Source organism: Paraclostridium dentum (assembly GCF_048568265.1).
GTDB classification, from domain to species: Bacteria; Bacillota; Clostridia; order Peptostreptococcales; family Peptostreptococcaceae; genus Paraclostridium; species Paraclostridium dentum.
Genome location: NZ_CP183813.1, coordinates 87,849 through 106,611, shown reverse-complemented (window position 1 = coordinate 106,611; position 18,763 = coordinate 87,849). Strand labels below are relative to the sequence as shown.

Annotated in this window: 9 protein-coding genes, 1 tRNA gene and 4 rRNA genes; 5 read left to right on the top strand and 9 right to left on the bottom strand. The window is 35.2% G+C overall.

Features of this window, described 5'->3' with window-relative positions:
* Positions 1-98 precede the first annotated feature (98 nt).
* Positions 99-1,778 (bottom strand): ABC transporter substrate-binding protein, encoded by a 1,680-nt coding sequence (locus ACN6I1_RS00505; RefSeq protein WP_419742371.1) that lies wholly within the window; start codon positions 1,776-1,778, stop codon positions 99-101.
* A gap of 326 nt (positions 1,779-2,104) precedes the next feature.
* Here ACN6I1_RS00505 and ACN6I1_RS00500 point away from each other — a divergent pair, with 326 nt between their 5' ends.
* The 5 genes from ACN6I1_RS00500 to ACN6I1_RS00480 all read left to right on the top strand — a co-directional run bounded on the left by ACN6I1_RS00500 (position 2,105) and on the right by ACN6I1_RS00480 (position 6,589).
* Positions 2,105-2,464, top strand: coding sequence for a DUF3899 domain-containing protein (locus tag ACN6I1_RS00500; protein WP_419742370.1), 360 nt, complete (start codon positions 2,105-2,107; stop codon positions 2,462-2,464).
* A 121-nt stretch (positions 2,465-2,585) separates the two neighbouring features.
* Entirely contained in the window at positions 2,586-3,530 is a 945-nt protein-coding gene (locus ACN6I1_RS00495) for an ABC transporter permease (RefSeq protein WP_419742369.1), read from the top strand.
* Positions 3,530-4,591: an oligopeptide ABC transporter permease gene (gene opp3C / locus ACN6I1_RS00490; RefSeq protein WP_419742368.1), complete on the top strand. Its 1,062-nt coding sequence runs from the start codon at positions 3,530-3,532 to the stop codon at positions 4,589-4,591. The genes ACN6I1_RS00495 and opp3C overlap by 1 nt, the downstream gene beginning before the upstream one ends.
* Before the next feature lie 11 nt (positions 4,592-4,602).
* Complete coding sequence (locus ACN6I1_RS00485; protein ID WP_419742367.1) at positions 4,603-5,643, top strand: ABC transporter ATP-binding protein; 1,041 nt, start codon at positions 4,603-4,605, stop codon at positions 5,641-5,643.
* Entirely contained in the window at positions 5,636-6,589 is a 954-nt protein-coding gene (locus ACN6I1_RS00480; RefSeq protein ID WP_419742366.1) for an ABC transporter ATP-binding protein, read from the top strand. Before ACN6I1_RS00485 ends, ACN6I1_RS00480 begins: the two co-directional genes overlap by 8 nt.
* A gap of 47 nt (positions 6,590-6,636) precedes the next feature.
* Here the strand turns inward: ACN6I1_RS00480 and uvrA are convergent, their stop codons facing one another.
* The 8 genes from uvrA to rrf (ACN6I1_RS00440) form a co-directional block, all read right to left on the bottom strand.
* On the bottom strand, positions 6,637-9,465 hold the full coding sequence (gene uvrA / locus ACN6I1_RS00475) for an excinuclease ABC subunit UvrA (protein WP_419742365.1): 2,829 nt from the start codon (positions 9,463-9,465) through the stop codon (positions 6,637-6,639).
* Between the two features lie 35 nt (positions 9,466-9,500).
* Positions 9,501-11,468, bottom strand: coding sequence for an excinuclease ABC subunit UvrB (uvrB, locus tag ACN6I1_RS00470; RefSeq protein WP_419742364.1), 1,968 nt, complete (start codon positions 11,466-11,468; stop codon positions 9,501-9,503).
* A gap of 383 nt (positions 11,469-11,851) precedes the next feature.
* A complete protein-coding gene (locus tag ACN6I1_RS00465) occupies positions 11,852-12,268 on the bottom strand; it encodes an acyl-CoA thioesterase (protein WP_419742363.1) in 417 nt (138 codons plus the stop codon).
* A gap of 404 nt (positions 12,269-12,672) precedes the next feature.
* Positions 12,673-12,789, bottom strand: a 5S ribosomal RNA gene (rrf, locus tag ACN6I1_RS00460).
* 60 nt (positions 12,790-12,849) lie between these two features.
* A 23S ribosomal RNA gene (locus ACN6I1_RS00455) occupies positions 12,850-15,764 on the bottom strand.
* Positions 15,765-15,929: 165 nt separating this feature from the next.
* Positions 15,930-16,005 (bottom strand) — tRNA-Ala (locus ACN6I1_RS00450).
* 58 nt (positions 16,006-16,063) lie between these two features.
* Positions 16,064-17,565: ribosomal RNA gene (locus ACN6I1_RS00445) — 16S ribosomal RNA — on the bottom strand.
* 1,031 nt (positions 17,566-18,596) lie between these two features.
* Positions 18,597-18,713 (bottom strand): 5S ribosomal RNA (gene rrf / locus ACN6I1_RS00440).
* Together the 16S, 23S and 5S rRNA genes with 1 tRNA gene alongside form the textbook arrangement of a ribosomal RNA operon.
* Positions 18,714-18,763: the final 50 nt, after the last annotated feature.

Here is an 18,763-nt window from a genome sequence, read left to right as displayed (position 1 = left end):
TGCCTAAATTTGTCCTTAATTCCTAAATTTATATTTTTATAATAAAATAGCAGGAATATATAACTTTTGATACATTCCTGCTATTTTAAATTTAACTATTACTTACTATCACCTTTACCTCCATTTATTTGGAAGAAGTTTACTGATGCTTTTAATGTTGTTTTAAATTCTGGAGAATCTTTGTATTTATCAACATTTTCAGAACTTAATCCTACTAAATCTATAGATCCTGTTTCATATAAGTTAAGAGCTGCATTTGCATCTTTAACTATCTTAGTATTTACTTTATCTATCTTGACTGAACTTGCATCCCAGTAATTAGGGTTTTTACTCATTGTGTACATATCTTCTAACTTCCAATTGCTTAATGTAAATGGACCATTATAAACAACTTTATCAACTGCAGTTCCGTACTCACTTCCAAACTCTTTTACAACTTTTTCATTTTGTGGTAAGAATGATTTAAAGAACATTAAACTATCAAAGTAATGCACTGGTCTTGCTAAATCAACTTTTAATGTATAATCGTCTACTGCTTTTATTCCTACTCCATCTGCGTTATCAGTTTTTCCTAAGTTATAATCTTTTGCACCTACTATATCATACATAATGAATCCATAAGTTGATGCTGTTGCTGGATCTAAAGTTCTTTTCCATGAGTATTCGAAATCTTTAGCTGTTACTGTATCTCCATTTGACCATTTAGCATCTTTTCTTAAATGGAAAGTCCATGATTTACCATCTTCTGATTTTTCCCACTTCTCAGCAACTCCTGGCGCTATCTTCCCGTCTTTATCTAACTTAACTAGACCTTCCATAGTGTTCATAAGTACTTCTGATGAAACTGTGTCTTCAGCTTTACTTATATCTAATGTAGGTATATCTGAAGTATTTGTTATATTAAGTTCTTTTTTACCTTCTCCTAATTGTACCCAGTTATATATTGCTGGAACCCCAAATGATGGAGTAAGTCTTCCACTTACATACGGTTTTTGTAAATATGAAGATCCTTGTTGTACCAATGGAACTAGATATGCATCATCTAACATCATTTTTTCAGCTTCTGCATATTTAGCCCAACTATCTTCTTGCTTTTCTGCATTTTTAGCTTCTTCTATAAGCTTATTATATTCATCATTTTTATAACTTGTATTTTTAGCATATTGTATTCCTGGTTGCATAGTTTCTAAGAATGTTAATGGATCTGCGTAATCTGGATTCCAAGAAGCATAAGATAAATCAAAATCTCCTTTACTTTCTAAATCAAGCTTTTGTTTAAATGGTTGTGACTTTATTTCAACTGTTAATCCTGGAAGAGCACTTTGAAGTTCTGATTGCATAAATTCAGCTGTTCTTTTACTACTTTCAGAATCAAATGATAATAATTCTAATTTTACTGTATCAAAACCAACTTCTTCTTTTGCTTTTTCCCATAATTTAGTAGCTTCTTCTTTATTATGTTCATATCCCATTTTCCCAGCTACTTCTCTATAATCTTTTCCAGCTTCATTATATGCTAACTTTTCAGCTACATAATATGATGCTGGTATTGTACCATTGTTTAATATAGTATCGCACATTGCTTGTCTATCAACGGACATAGCAATCGCGGCTCTAGCATTTTTATTCGCAAGTACTTCTAAAGCCTTGCCGTCTCCTTTTCCTGTGCTGCTACCTCCACTAGATGTATTCCCTCCTGTGCTACTACATCCAACTAATGCCATAACAGCAATTGCCGATGTTGCACACATTACAGCCATTTTTTTCTTTAAAACCATAACACATCCCCCTTATTGGTTATTTCAACCATATTGATTTATTAATTTACATTATAGGATAATTTTTTTAAAATGTCATTATTTTTTGAATATTTATTTTTTAGACATATTTATTTTTCGTCATGCATATGGCATTTTATTATGCTCATATTAATTTATATTAATAAAAGTTAGACTTTATTCCAAAAAACCCTTTAATTAAATTTTTTAAATATTATAAATTTTTTATATAAATTATTGTTTTTTTTGCAAAACCGTACTAATATTATAATAAAACTAATTTCAGTACCGTTATAAATTTAAAATCAGATGGGAGGATTAATATTTTGAAGAAATTTAATATGTTAATTGTATTAAATTTAGTTATAAGTTTTTCATATTGTTTGTTTAATGGTTTTGAAGGATTTTCTTTTATAAATTCATCTTTCATGATAGGACTATTTTATTTAACACTAGGAATTTTCTTTTATGTTACAGAACAAGGTTTTTTTAATTTAACAATTTATGCATATAATAAAGTTTGTAATCAAATTCAAAAAAGTAGAGGCTTGTTGTCTGAAGGAAATATAGATATAGATGATTATATAAAAAGAAGATACCATTTTACTAACACAAATTCACTTTTATCATCAGGTTTAATCATATCTTTAAGCACGTTAATAATAAGTTTTACAATTTATTCATAAGTTTACATAATGCATCATAAACTTAATAAAACTACATTTTGAATAGTTTCAAAATTCTGACATTAATACATATCAGAATTTATTTTTAAATTAATACTATTTTATTCAAGGGGGTGTAGCGATGGGTCGCTATATTTTAAAACGTCTTACTCTTATGCTTATGACACTACTAATCGTTATTTCTGTTACATTTTTCTTGGTAAGATTATTACCTGGAAGCCCATTTAACGATGAGAAGTTGAATGCACAACAAGTCGAAATGATTAACAAGCAGTATGGTTTGGATGCACCTGTCCCAGTTCAATATGTAAGATATATGACAGGAGTTTTTACAGGTGATTTAGGAAGATCTTTCAAGTATGACAATAAAAAGGTTGAGGATTTAATAAGTACTCGTTTAAAACCTTCTGCTATGTTAGGTGCTCAAGCGCTATTAATAGGAAGTGTGGTTGGTTTAACTTTAGGTATAGTAGCTGCACTTAAAAAGAATACTTTCTGGGATTACTTTGCAACTGTAATTTCTGTTTTAGGAGTTTCTGTTCCATCATTCGTTTTAGCCGCACTATTGCAATTGTATTTAACTACACGACATCAAATTTTCCCAGTTACTTGGGGTATGCCTATAGGCTCAGATTTTAGATATGCTTGGACTGTTTTACCATCTATAGCATTAGCATTTTTCTCTATAGCAAGTATAGCTCGTTTTACTAGAACTGAACTTGTTGAAGTTTTAAATGCAGACTATATAGTAACTGCAAAATCTAAAGGTTTAACTAAAGCCGCTGTAATAGTAAAACATGCTTTAAGAAATGCTTTAATACCAGTTGTAACTATGCTTGGACCTTTAACTGTTGGTCTACTTACTGGTTCTCTAGTTGTTGAAAAAGTTTTCGCTGTTCCTGGATTAGGAGATTTATTAGTATCATCTATAACTACTAATGACCTATTCTGTATATCAGGTGTTTCTATATTCTATAGTGCACTTTATATAGGAGTTATTTTATTAGTTGACATCCTTTATGGAATAATCGATCCTAGAATTCGTGTTGCAGGGGGGAAAGCTTAATGATAGATAAAGTTATTATTGATGGTAAAGAAGTTCAACTTACTGCTGACTTATTTGAAGTCAGTCCTGCTGATATGACTCAGCATGAAGCTATAACTAGACCAAGTTTAACATTTTGGCAAGATGCTAGAAAAAGGCTGTTTAGAAATAAAGGTGCTCTTACAGGTTTAATCATATTATCTATAATATGTTTCCTTACTGTATTTGGCCCAATGTTTAATGAATATGCTTATGATCAACAAAATTTACGTCATGCTAAATTACCTCCAAGAATGCCTGTTGTTTCTTCTTTAGGAATCATGGACGGTACTAAAATAGAGAAAAAATTTGATGGAACTCAAGAAAGAGTTGATTCATACAAACAAAAAGGTGTAGAAGATGGAGTTAATCACTGGTTTGGTACAGATGACTTAGGACGTGACTTATGGACTCGTACTTGGACTGGAGCTAGAGTATCTCTTTTTATAGCTATACTAGCTGCTATTTATGATTTATTAATCGGTGTTACTTATGGTGGTGTTTCTGCTTATTACGGTGGAAAAGTGGATATGTATATGCAACGTTTTATTGAAATACTTACTGGTATACCTAGTTTAGTTATACTTACATTATTTATCTTAGTATTTGAACCAGGTGTTTTATCAATGTCCCTTGCAATGGCTATTTCCGGATGGACCGGAATGTCTAGAATAGTTCGTTCTCACGTTCTTAGAATTAAGAATCAAGAGTTCGTTTTAGCTTCTAGAACATTAGGTTCATCTGATAAGAAGATAATTGTGAAACACTTATTCCCTAATATAATAGGTCCTGTAGTTGTTATGATGATGTTCTCATTACCTTCTGCTATATTCTATGAAGCATTCTTAAGTTTTATAGGATTAGGACTGCAACCTCCATATGCATCATTAGGAGTATTGATAAACGATGGATTTAAACAGTTACAAACAAATCCATATATGATGTTCATACCTTCAATGGTAATATGTTTATTAATATTTAGTTTAAACTTACTTGCTGATGGATTAAGGGATGCTGTTGACCCTAAAATGCGTAATCAATAGTTAGAAAGGGGATGAGTTTTGTGGAAAAAGAAAAATTGTTACAAGTTAAGAATTTAAAGGTTCACTTCAAAACTTTTGGTGGTGAAGTTCAAGCCGTAAGAAATGTTACTTTTGATCTACATAAAGGAGAAACTCTCGCGATAGTTGGAGAATCAGGTTCTGGTAAATCTGTTGCCTGTAAAACTATTATGAGAATAATGTCTTCAAATGCTGTTATAAAAGAGGGCGAAATTTTATTTAACGGAAAAAATTTAGCAAAGTTACCAGAAAAAGAAATGGAAGCTATAAGGGGTAAAGATATAGCAATGATATTCCAAGACCCTATGACTTCATTAAACCCTACTACTACTATTGGTAAACAAATAGCAGAAGGTATAATAAAACATCAAGGATTATCTAAAGATGAAGCAATGAAAAAAGCTATTGAACTTATAGACCTTGTTGGTATACCTTTCCCTGAAAAGAGAGCGAAACAATATCCGCATCAATTCTCAGGTGGTATGCGTCAACGTATAGTTATAGCCATTGCTCTTGCTTGTAATCCTAAAATCCTTATAGCGGATGAGCCTACTACAGCTCTTGATGTTACTATACAAGCTCAAATACTAGAGCTTATAAAAGATATTCAAAAGAAAACTGGAGTTGCTGTTATATTTATAACTCATGACCTTGGTGTTGTTGCAAATATGGCAGATAGAGTTGCTGTTATGTACGCTGGTAAAATAATAGAGGTCGGTACTTCTGATGATGTATTCTATAATCCTCAACATCCATATACTTGGGGGCTACTAGCTTCTATGCCTAGTTTAGATGTTGGTGAAAATGATTTATATAATATACCAGGTACACCTCCAGATTTAATGAATCCGCCTGAGGGTGATGCTTTTGCCTTACGTAATACAAATGCTCTTAAAATAGATTTTGTTGCAGAGCCTCCTATGTTTAAAATAAGTGAAACTCATAGTGCTGCTACATGGTTATTACACCCTTTAGCTCCTAAAATAGAAAGACCTGCAAGTATAGGAAGAAAGAAGGTGTCTTCAAATGACTAAGAAAAAACTATTAGAAGTTAAAAATCTTAAGCAATACTTTCCAATAGATAAAAGTACAGTTGTAAAAGCTGTTGATGATATAAGTTTTCATATTTATGAAGGTGAAACTTTTGGTCTTGTTGGAGAGTCTGGTTCTGGTAAATCTACTACTGGTAGAGCTATAATAAGATTATATGACCCTACTGCTGGTGAAATAGTATTTGATGGTAAAAATATATCAAGTAAAAAATTAGATAAAAATATTAAATCATTTGTAAATAAAAATATGCAAATGATATTCCAAGATCCTATGGCTTGTCTTAATCCTCGTATGACCGTTATGGATATAATAGCTGAAGGTCTTGATATACATGGATTATGTAAAACAAAAGAGGAAAGAACTAAGACTGTTTACGAATTATTAAGAACTGTTGGATTAAATGAACAACATGCAGGAAGATATCCTCATGAGTTCTCTGGAGGGCAAAGACAGCGTATAGGTATAGCTCGCTCACTAGCTATACAACCTAAGTTTATAATAGCTGACGAACCTATATCTGCTCTTGATGTTTCTATCCAGGCTCAAGTTGTTAACTTGCTTAGAAAGTTACAAAAAGAAAAAGGATTAACTTATTTATTTATAGCTCATGACCTTTCAATGGTTAAATATATAAGTGATCGTATTGGAGTTATGCATCACGGAAGATTAGTTGAATTAACTACTTCTGAAGAACTTTATGCTAACCCTCTACATCCTTATACAAAATCATTGTTATCAGCTATCCCACTTCCAGATCCAGAGCATGAAAGACATAGAGTTCGTATAAAATACGATACTAGTGTTCATGATTATTCTGAACATAATCCTAAGTGGGTTGAAATAAGACCAGGGCATTTTATTTTCGGTTCTGATCCTGAAATGGAGAAATATGAAAAGGAATTAGCCGAAAGAGAAGCTACTAATTAATGGAATTTTAAAAGGAGATGACTTAAATTTAAGACATCTCCTTTATTTTATTTCTTAAAGTATTTTTTTAAAAATAGTCCTGTATATGAACCTGGTTTTTTAGAAACTTCTTCTGGTGTTCCTGTTGCAATTATTTTTCCACCTTTATCCCCACCTTCTGGACCAAGATCTATTATATAATCACATGTTTTTATAACATCTAAATTATGTTCTATAACAACTATAGTATTTCCAGTATCTGCTAATCTTTGTAGTACAGCTATTAGTTTATCTACATCAGCCATATGAAGTCCTGTAGTTGGCTCATCTAATATATATAAAGTTTTTCCTGTAGCTCTTTTACTTAACTCTGTTGCTAGTTTAATACGTTGAGCTTCTCCTCCTGATAATTGAGTCGATGGTTGTCCTAATTTTATATATGAAAGCCCAACATCCATAAGAGTATCTAGTTTTCTTTTTATTGTTGGTATGTTCTCAAAGAAAGCTGAAGCTTCTTCAACATTCATATCTAAAACATCGGATATTGTTTTATCTTTATATTTAACTTGAAGAGTTTCTCTATTGTATCTTTCTCCCTTACATATTTCACAAGGAACATAAACATCCGGTAAGAAATGCATTTCTATTTTTATTATCCCATCACCTTTGCAAGCTTCACATCTTCCACCTTTAACATTAAAACTAAATCTTCCTTTTTGATATCCTCTAGCTTTAGCTTCATTAGTTGATGCAAATAAATCTCTTATTAAATCAAATACCCCTGTATAAGTTGCAGGATTTGAACGCGGAGTTCTTCCTATTGGACTTTGATCTATATTTATTATTTTATCTATATTTTCTATTCCTTTTATCTCTTTATGTTTACCTGGCTTGTCTCTTAATCTGTTAACTTTTGTAGCTATCCCTTTATATAAAATATCATTAATTAATGTACTTTTTCCTGATCCAGATACACCTGTAATACAAGTAAACTTTCCTAATGGAATTTTAGCATTTATATTTTTTAAATTATTTTCTGATGCTTTAACTACCTCTATGAAATTACCATTTCCTTCTCTTGTAATTTCAGGTATTGGTATAATCTTTTTACCACTTAAATATTGTCCTGTTAATGAGTTAGGATTTCTAAGTATTTCATCAAGATTTCCTTCTGCTACTATTTCTCCACCATGAACTCCTGCTCCAGGACCTATATCTACTATATAATCAGCTTCCCTCATTGTATCTTCATCATGCTCTACAACTATAAGAGTATTTCCTATATCAGTTAAATGTCTTAAAGTTTTTATTAATCTGTCATTATCTCTTTGATGTAATCCTATACTAGGCTCATCTAAAACATATAACACTCCTACAAGCGCTGAACCAATTTGTGTCGCTAATCTAATACGTTGAGCTTCTCCTCCTGATAATGTACCAGCTTTTCTAGATAAGTTTAAATAATCTAGTCCAACATCTCTTAAGAATGATGCTCTAGCTTTTATTTCCTTTAAAATCTCATGAGCTATGAACTTTTGCTTATCTGTTAGGTTTATATTTCCAATATATTCTATAAGCTCATTAACTGAGTAATCAGTTACTTCCATTATATTTTTATTATCTACTAATACAGATAAAACTTCTTTTCTTAATCTATTTCCTTTACACTTAGGACAAGGTCTTTCCCCCATAAACTCTTCTATTTTTTCTCTAGAATGTTCTGAGTTTGTTTCTCTATATCTTCTCTCTAAGTTTACTATTACACCTTCAAATGGAGCTTTGTATAATCTATTTCCTCCATACTTTGATTCATATACAAATTTAACCATAACATTATCATGTCCGTAAAGTAGCTCTTGAACAAATTCTTCAGGTAAATCTTTAAATGGAGTAGCTAAATCCACATTAAATTTTTCAGCTAAACTCTTTACCATTTTACTATAGTAAGTATCATCATTAGTTCCAACTGAACCCCAAGCAGCTATAGCCCCTTGTTTTATAGAAAGTTCTTTATTTGGAACTACTAGATCTGGATCAACCTCTTTACTCTCACCTAATCCATTACATGTGTCACAAGCTCCAAAAGGACTGTTGAAAGAGAACATTCTAGGAGATAATTCCTCTATTCCTATACCATGTTCTGGACATGCAAATTTAGTTGAATAAAGAATTTCTTCTCCATCTATTATTTGAGCTATAACTAAACCTTCAGATAGCTTTACAGCAGTTTCTATAGAATCAGCTAATCTATTTTCTATACCATCTTTCATCACAATTCTATCAACTACTACCTCTATATTATGTTTTTGGTTTTTATTTAAATCTATTTCATCTGTAACTTCATAATTAGTTCCATCTACTCTTAATCTTACAAATCCCTCTTTTTTTATGTTTTCAATAACTTTCTTATGCGTTCCCTTTTGACCTCTAACTACAGGTGATAATATTTGTAACTTAGTTCTTTCTGGGAAATCCATCATCTTATCTACTATTTCTTGTACTGTCATTTGACTTATCTTTTTCCCACATGTTGGACAATATACTTCGCCGACTCTTGCAAATAATAATCTTAAATAATCATATATTTCTGTTACTGTACCTACTGTAGAGCGAGGATTTTTTGATGTTGTTTTCTGATCTATTGATATAGCTGGTGATAACCCTTCAATATACTCTACATTAGGTTTTTCCATTTGCCCTAAGAATTGTCTAGCATATGCAGATAGACTCTCTACGTATCTTCTTTGTCCTTCTGCATATATAGTGTCAAAAGCTAAAGATGATTTTCCCGATCCTGAAAGACCAGTAAAAACAATAAATTTATCTCTAGGCAAAGTTAAATCTACATTTTTTAAATTATGCTCTTTAGCTCCTTTTATTATAATTTTATCATTCATATACTTTTTCCTTTCATACTCAGCTTTATAAGTAATTAATTTAATTTATCTTCTAATTCTTTTATCTTATCTCTTAATTGTGCTGCTCTCTCAAATTGAAGATTTTGTGCAGCTTCCATCATTTCTACTTTAAGATTTTCTATTGATTCTCTTATACTGTCTTCATTATTTTCATTTATATCTCCATAAACCACTTCTTCATCTGCAACAACTGTTGCTTCTATTCCTTTTCTTATTCCTTTTTGAATTGTTGTAGGAATTATATTATTAACCTCATTATAATGCATCTGTATTTCTCTTCTTCTCTTTGTCTCTTCTATAGCACTTTGCATAGATCTAGTTATCTTATCTGCATACATTATAACTTTTCCATTTGAATTTCTAGCTGCTCTACCTATAGTTTGTATAAGAGAAGTTTCTGATCTTAAGAAACCTTCTTTATCAGCATCAAGTATTGCAACTAGCGAAACTTCTGGTATATCTAAACCTTCTCTTAATAAGTTTATACCCACTAATACGTCAAATTTACCTAATCTTAAATCCCTTATTATTTCTATTCTTTCTAATGTATCTATATCTGAATGTAAATACTTAACTTTAATCCCTATATCTTTAAGATAATTAGTCAAATCCTCACTCATCTTTTTAGTTAAAGTAGTTATAAGAACTCTTTCTCCTTTTTCTGTAATAGAGTTTATTTCTCCAACTAAATTATCAATTTGATTATTTATAGGTCTTACTTCAATTATTGGATCTAAAAGTCCAGTAGGTCTTATTATTTGTTCTGCTATTGTAGTTGAATGTTCTATTTCATAAGGTCCTGGAGTTGCAGTTACAAATAGTATTTGATTTATATTCTCCTCAAATTCATTAAAGTTTAAAGGTCTATTATCATAAGCTGAAGGTAATCTAAAACCATTATCTATAAGAGACGATTTTCTTGATCTATCGCCTGCATACATACCTCTTACTTGTGGAACTGTTACGTGAGATTCATCAACTATGATTAAAAAATCATCTGGGAAGAAATCCATTAATGTATATGGTTTTTCTCCCGGTTCTCTTCCTGTTATATGTCTAGAATAATTTTCTATCCCCTGGCAGAACCCTATCTCTTTTAACATTTCTATATCATATCTAGTTCGTTGGTCTATTCTTTGTGCTTCAACCAATTTATCATTTTCTTTAAAATAATCTATTCTATCTTTTAATTCTTTTTGAATATCAATTATTGCTTTATCTATTCTTTCTGGTGTTGTAACATAGTGAGATGCCGGGAATATAACTACATGATTTCTAAGTCCTACAAGTTTTCCTGTTAAATAGTCTATTTCTGTTATTCTATCTATTTCATCTCCAAAAAATTCTATTCTAATAGCTCTTTCATCTGTATTAGCTGGGAATATCTCTAGAATATCACCTCTAACTCTAAAAGTTCCACGTGTGAAATTAACATCATTTCTTTCATATTGTATCTCTATTAATTTTTTTATAATTTCATCTCTATCTTTCTCCATACCTGGTCTTAAAGAAACCATAAGTTTTTTATAATCTTCTGGATCCCCTAATCCATATATACATGATACAGAAGAAATTATTATACAATCTCTTCTTTCTAAAACTGCAGCAGTTGCTGAGTGTCGTAATTTATCTATCTCATCATTTATACTTGCATCTTTTTCTATATACGTATCACTATGTGCTACATAAGCCTCAGGTTGATAATAATCATAGTAACTTACAAAATACTCAACCGCATTCTCTGGGAAAAATTCCTTAAACTCACTATAAAGTTGTGCTGCTAAAGTTTTATTATGAGCTATTATTAAAGTAGGCTTATTTACGTTTTTTATTATATTAGCCATGGTAAAAGTCTTTCCTGATCCAGTAACTCCAAGTAATGTATTGAACTTTTCATTTCTATTTAAAGCATCTGTAATTTTATCTATAGCTTCAGGTTGGTCACCCGTAGGCTTATATTCCGATTGAATTTTAAATTCCACAATATCCACTCCTAACCGAACATTAGTTCACATCATAATATCTTAATTATAACATAGGTTTTTAATTTTTTTCACTCTATATTAATATTCTCTTATTTAAAGTATTTTAAATATTTTTATTTAAAAATTTACTTCATTTGAGATAGTGATTATAGGAATTGTTTAATACTCCTACATTTCAAGTTTTAAATATATAGTCTCCAAATTCATTCACCCATTATCTAAACAACTTCCTCCATTGTTAAAAAATCTTTTTAAATAAAAATATATACTATTTTATAGATAATTTTATAGCTTATAAATGAATTTTAATTAACTAAAATTTCCTTAAACGTAAAAAAGAGGTATCTTTATATAAAGATACCTCTTTTTATTTATGTAAATTATTTTCTTAAATTTTTAACTTGTTCTAAAATCTTTATATCTTCCTCGTTTGTTGGTTCCTCTAGTACTATATTATGAGGCATCTTAACTCCATTTTCATCTACACATACAAAAGTTAAAAATCCTTCAACAATAATACTTTCATTTCTAATAACTTTCCCATAAACTGTTAAACTAGTTTTTCCAGCATATACTATTGCTGATTTTATTTTTATAATATCACCTTTTTTTATAGGTTTTGCAAATTTAACTTCATGTACTTTTAAACAAACTAAATTTTCAGGATGTCCATATTCATTTGCTACTGTTATAAAACAACTCTCAACAAACCACTCTGTCATCCTTCCTGCAAATAATGTCCCATGGTGATTTAAATCTTCACTTTTAACAAGTCTATGTGTATCGTAAAACTCCATATAAATACCCCCCTGGCATATGTTAGTTAATGTATAAGACTTTTCTTATATACTAATTATACTATACGTAAAAATAGCAATATACAACATGTTTTTTGTTAAATTTATTTTACAAATACTCATAAAAAAATGAGGCCTCTATGGGGGATAGAGACCTCTTAAATGGGGGAGATTGAGTATTTATTTATACTTATATAATGTCCCATTCTAAGATTTATATACATTATTTTAAAATTTTTTATTTATTTTTATTTAAGCGTAATTCTTCTTTATTTTCTACAACAAAAAGTGGTTGATATTTAGTTTGCAGCGAAGTGGTCATTTAAAGCATCTTCTCAGATTTATGACCCAAGCACAAACTAAATATCAACCACTACACAAATCCACGTAAAATAAAAAAGATTACGCGGCTACGTCCTACTCTCCCAGGCAGCTTCCCACCAAGTACCATCGGCGCTAAAGAGCTTAACTTCTGTGTTCGGAATGGGAACAGGTGTATCCTCTTTGCTGTAATAACCGCATAATCTTTATTTAGAGTTAGTACTCTAAAAACTGAATAACATTTGTAAGATTAAATAATCTTGGTCAAGTCCTCGATCTATTAGTATCGGTAAGCTGCATACATTGCTGCACTTACACCTCCGACCTATCAACCAGGTAGTCTTCCTGGGATCTTACCCTTACGGTGGGAAATCTTATCTTGAAGTTGGCTTCGCGCTTAGATGCTTTCAGCGCTTATCCATTCCGTACATAGCTACCCAGCCATGCCCTTGGCAGAACAACTGGTACACCAGAGGTACGTCCATCCCGGTCCTCTCGTACTAAGGACAGGTCTCCTCAAATTTCCTACGCCTGCGACGGATAGGGACCGAACTGTCTCACGACGTTCTGAACCCAGCTCGCGTACCACTTTAATGGGCGAACAGCCCAACCCTTGGGACCTACTACAGCCCCAGGATGTGATGAGCCGACATCGAGGTGCCAAACCTCCCCGTCGATGTGGACTCTTGGGGGAGATAAGCCTGTTATCCCCAGGGTAGCTTTTATCCGTTGAGCGATGGCCCTTCCATGCGGAACCACCGGATCACTAAGTCCGACTTTCGTCCTTGCTCGACCTGTATGTCTTGCAATCAAGCTCTCTTCTGCCTTTACACTCTACGCACGATTTCCGACCGTGCTGAGAGAACCTTTGAGCGCCTCCGTTACTCTTTGGGAGGCGACCGCCCCAGTCAAACTGCCCACCTGACAGTGTCCCAATACCTGATTCAAGGTATCTGGTTAGAATCTCAGTACTACAAGGGTGGTATCCCAAGGATGGCTCCACCGAGACTGGCGTCCCGATTTCATAGCCTCCCACCTATCCTGTACATGTAGCACCAAAATTCAATGTCAAGCTACAGTAAAGCTCCATGGGGTCTTTCCGTCCTGTCGCAGGTACCCGGCATCTTCACCGGGATTACAATTTCACCGAGTCTGTTGTTGAGACAGTGCCCAAATCGTTACGCCTTTCGTGCGGGTCGGAACTTACCCGACAAGGAATTTCGCTACCTTAGGACCGTTATAGTTACGGCCGCCGTTTACTGGGGCTTAAGTTCACTGCTTCGGATAAATCCTAACAGATCCCCTTAACCTTCCAGCACCGGGCAGGCGTCAGCTCCTATACATCGTCTTACGACTTAGCAGAAACCTGTGTTTTTGGTAAACAGTCGCTTGGGCCTATTCTCTGCGGCCACCTCGGGCGTTAACCCTAACGTGGCACCCCTTCTCCCTAAGTTACGGGGTCATTTTGCCGAGTTCCTTAACAACAGTTCTCTCGCTGGCCTTAGGATACTCTCCTCACCCACCTGTGTCGGTTTGCGGTACGGGCACCTTTAATCTCGATAGAAACTTTTCTCGACAGTGTGAAATCAGCTACTTCGCTACTTAATTTCGCTCCCCATCGTACCCCAGCATTATCATGGCGGATTTGCCTGCCTTGACTGCCTCAGTACTTAGCCACACATAACCAACAGTGTGGTTAGCTTATCCTACTGTGTCATTCCATCTCTCAAACGATTATCGGTGGTACAGGAATCTCAACCTGTTGTCCATCACCTACGCCTTTCGGCCTCGGCTTAGGTCCCGACTAACCCAGGGCGGACGAACCTTCCCCTGGAAACCTTGGGTTTACGGCCCGTGGGATTCTCACCCACGTCTCGCTACTCATGCCAACATTCTCACTCCTATACTGTCCACACGTCCTTACGGTCATGCTTCAGCCTGCATAGGAAGCTCCCCTACCTATCATAAATGATATCGTAGCTTCGGTAGTAAGTTTTAGCCCCGGTAATCTTCGGCGCAGGATCACTCGACCAGTGAGCTATTACGCACTCTTTAAATGAGTGGCTGCTTCTAAGCCAACATCCTGGTTGTCTATGCAATCCCACATCCTTTACCACTTAACTTACATTTAGGGACCTTAGCTGACGATCTGGGCTGTTGCCCTCTCGACTATGAATCTTATTACCCACAGTCTGACTCCCAAGTATAAAATAACGGCATTCGGAGTTTGATAATCTTCGGTAAGCGCAATGCCCCCTAGGATATTCAGTGCTCTACCTCCGTATTTCTCAACCTTGAGGCTAGCCCTAAAGCTATTTCGGGGAGAACCAGCTATCTCCGAGCTCGATTGGAATTTCACCGCTATCCACAAGTCATCCCCGAGCTTTTCAACGCTCGTGGGTTCGGACCTCCACGAAATTTTACTTTCGCTTCATCCTGCTCATGGATAGGTCGCTCGGTTTCGGGTCTACGACAGCAAACTTAACGCCCATTTAAGACTCGCTTTCACTACGGCTCCATACCTTAAGTACTTAACCTAGCTTACTATCGTAACTCGTTGGCCCGTTCTACAAAAAGTACGCGGTCACACATATAAAGTGCTTCCACAGCTTGTAAGCGCAGGGTTTCAGGTTCTATTTCACTCCCCTCCCGGGGTTCTTTTCACCTTTCCCTCACGGTACTATGCGCTATCGGTCACTAAGTAGTATTTAGCCTTGGAGGATGGTCCCTCCTGCTTCCCACAGGGTTTCACGTGTCCCGTGGTACTCTGGATCATATCTAAAGAATTATCGTTTCAACTACGTGGCTATTACACTTTATAGCGGAGCTTTCCAACTCTCTTCGTTTACGATGACCTCTTGTTTGTGATATGTCCGCAACCCCAGCGAAGAAAACTTCACTGGTTTGGGCTGTTCCGCGTTCGCTCGCCGCTACTTACGGAATCGAATTTCTTTCTTTTCCTCCGGGTACTTAGATGTTTCAGTTCCCCGGGTTCCCCTCACTAAGCTATGTATTCACTTAATGATACTTAGACATTACTCTAAGTGAGTTTCCTCATTCGGAAATCTTCGGATCAAAGTTTACGTGCAACTCCCCGAAGCTTATCGCAGCTTATCGCGTCCTTCATCGGCTCTTAGTGCCAAGGCATCCGCCCTGCGCCCTTAATAACTTGACCAGTTATTAAATGACTTCGCCAATGTCCATTCGTCAATATGACTCATGTCCCATTGCTTAAAAGTGTTATTTTTTAAAGAGTTTTCTTCTCTTATAATTGGTTTATTTAATCATCACTAAATGTTATGCAGTTTTCAAAGTACTAAAGTACAATTAAGTACTACTATGGTGGAGATGAGGAGGATCGAACTCCTGACCCCTTGCGTGCAAGGCAAGTGCTCTCCCAGCTGAGCTACACCCCCACAATATGAAGTTCATTTAAGAACTCTCAAAATTAAACAGTAGGTAATTACTCCTTAGAAAGGAGGTGATCCAGCCGCACCTTCCGATACGGCTACCTTGTTACGACTTCACCCCAGTCATTGGTTTCACCTTCGACGGCCGCTTCCTAAAAGGTTAGCTAACCGGCTTCGGGCGCCCCCAACTTCCATGGTGTGACGGGCGGTGTGTACAAGACCCGGGAACGCATTCACCGCAGCATTCTGATCTGCGATTACTAGTAACTCCAGCTTCATGTAGGCGAGTTTCAGCCTACAATCCGAACTGAGAATGGCTTTAAGGGATTAGCTCCACCTCGCGGCTTGGCAACCCTCTGTACCACCCATTGTAGCACGTGTGTAGCCCTAAGCATAAGGGGCATGATGATTTGACGTCATCCCCACCTTCCTCCGAGTTATCCTCGGCAGTCCCTCTAGAGTGCCCAACTTAATGCTGGCAACTAAAGGCAAGGGTTGCGCTCGTTGCGGGACTTAACCCAACATCTCACGACACGAGCTGACGACAACCATGCACCACCTGTCACCACTGTCCCCGAAGGGAAATCTCCGATTAGGGAGAGGTCAGTGGGATGTCAAGCTTAGGTAAGGTTCTTCGCGTTGCTTCGAATTAAACCACATGCTCCGCTACTTGTGCGGGTCCCCGTCAATTCCTTTGAGTTTCACTCTTGCGAGCGTACTTCCCAGGCGGAGTACTTAATGCGTTAGCTGCGGCACCGAGGGGGGTAACCCCCGACACCTAGTACTCATCGTTTACGGCGTGGACTACCAGGGTATCTAATCCTGTTTGCTCCCCACGCTTTCGTGCCTCAGTGTCAGTTACAGTCCAGAGAGCCGCCTTCGCTACTGGTATTCCTCCTAATATCTACGCATTTCACCGCTACACTAGGAATTCTACTCTCCTCTCCTGCACTCAAGTTCTCTAGTTTCAAAAGCTTACTACGGTTGAGCCGTAGCCTTTCACTTCTGACTTAAAAAACCACCTACGCACCCTTTACGCCCAGTAATTCCGGATAACGCTAGCCCCCTACGTATTACCGCGGCTGCTGGCACGTAGTTAGCCGGGGCTTCCTCCTCAAGTACCGTCATTATCTTCCTTGAGGACAGAGCTTTACGACCCGAAGGCCTTCATCGCTCACGCGGCGTTGCTGCATCAGGCTTTCGCCCATTGTGCAATATTCCCCACTGCTGCCTCCCGTAGGAGTCTGGACCGTGTCTCAGTTCCAGTGTGGCCGATCACCCTCTCAGGTCGGCTACTGATCGTTGCCTTGGTAAGCCATTACCTTACCAACTAGCTAATCAGACGCGGGTCCATCCTGTACCGCCGGAGCTTTGATATGAAAGCCATGCGACTTTCATATGTTATCCCGTATTAGTATACCTTTCGGTATGTTATCCGTGTGTACAGGGCAGGTTACCCACGCGTTACTCACCCGTCCGCCGCTCTCTCCGAAGAGATCGCTCGACTTGCATGTGTTAGGCACGCCGCCAGCGTTCATCCTGAGCCAGGATCAAACTCTCAAATATAATTTAAAAAGTTGTCCATCGCTCAGCTAATCATTATCTGAATATCTGGCTTGGTTGTTTGTGTTTAATTCTTTAAAAAAGAATTTTTATAATTAACCTACTGTTTAATTTTCAAAGTTCTTAACTTGTTTTGCCCTTTTCTTAAGGACAAGTAATACTATACCACCCTAAGTTTTATTTGTAAATACTTTTTCTTAATTTTTTTTACATTTTTTTCATAATGCTTTATTTAATTAAGTATATCCACAATTACATTTAAAGTTATTAACATTATATACAACTTGTACATAACTTATATAGTCATTCATACTTTATTATCCACATTTCCACTAATTTTATACATATATAAAAATATTTTTTAAATTTATTACTTTTTATATCATATTTTAACTAATTTATTAAATACTTAGATAATAAATTAGTTAAAATTTACAAAATTATATTACTATTTAATTTCTAATATCCTTATATATTATATAACACCTCTTATTTATCATTTAATTATCAAAACTATCAATACTTAATTTACAACATAATAATCATTCAAAATAATATCTTATAAATACATAACCCTTTATTTATATTTCGCATAACAAATTTATATTTAATTTGTAACTCAGCAGTCATCCAAATCATCTTTGCTTATCCTTTAACTCATACCGTATAAGCGTAATTCTTCTTTATTTTACACATCAAAAAAGCGGCTAAGGTTTAGTTTGCAATGCGAGTTAATTCAAAGCATCCTTTCTTATTCCTTTAAATCATACCGTACAAGCGTAATTCTTCTTTATTTTACACATGAAAAAAGTTGTTAAGGTTTAGTTTTCAGCTAAGTGGTCATTAAGATCATCTTTTCTCATCTCTTTATATCATACCGTACAAGCGTAATTCTTCTTTAATTTTGCATAACAAAAAGTGGTTGATACTTAGTTTGTAGCGCAGCGGTCATTCAAAGCATTTTCTCAGCTTTATGACCCAAGCGCAAACTAAATATCAACCACCACTTAAATCCACGTAAAATAAAAAAGATTACGCGGCTACGTCCTACTCTCCCAGGCAGCTTCCCACCAAGTACCATCGGCGCTAAAGAGCTTAACTTCTGTGTTCGGAATGGGAACAGGTGTATCCTCTTTGCTGTAATAACCGCATAATCTTTATTTAGAGTTAATACTCTAAAAACTGAATAACATTTGTAAGA

Coding starts and splice junctions, on each gene's coding strand:
- ACN6I1_RS00465 (WP_419742363.1), bottom strand. CDS start 12,268: ATGGAGTTTTACGATACACATAGACTTGTTAAAAGTGAAGATTTAAAT.
- ACN6I1_RS00485 (WP_419742367.1), top strand. CDS start 4,603: ATGAGTTTTGTGGAAAAAGAAAAATTGTTACAAGTTAAGAATTTAAAG.
- ACN6I1_RS00505 (WP_419742371.1), bottom strand. CDS start 1,778: ATGGTTTTAAAGAAAAAAATGGCTGTAATGTGTGCAACATCGGCAATT.
- ACN6I1_RS00495 (WP_419742369.1), top strand. CDS start 2,586: ATGGGTCGCTATATTTTAAAACGTCTTACTCTTATGCTTATGACACTA.
- uvrA (WP_419742365.1), bottom strand. CDS start 9,465: ATGAATGATAAAATTATAATAAAAGGAGCTAAAGAGCATAATTTAAAA.
- ACN6I1_RS00480 (WP_419742366.1), top strand. CDS start 5,636: ATGACTAAGAAAAAACTATTAGAAGTTAAAAATCTTAAGCAATACTTT.
- opp3C (WP_419742368.1), top strand. CDS start 3,530: ATGATAGATAAAGTTATTATTGATGGTAAAGAAGTTCAACTTACTGCT.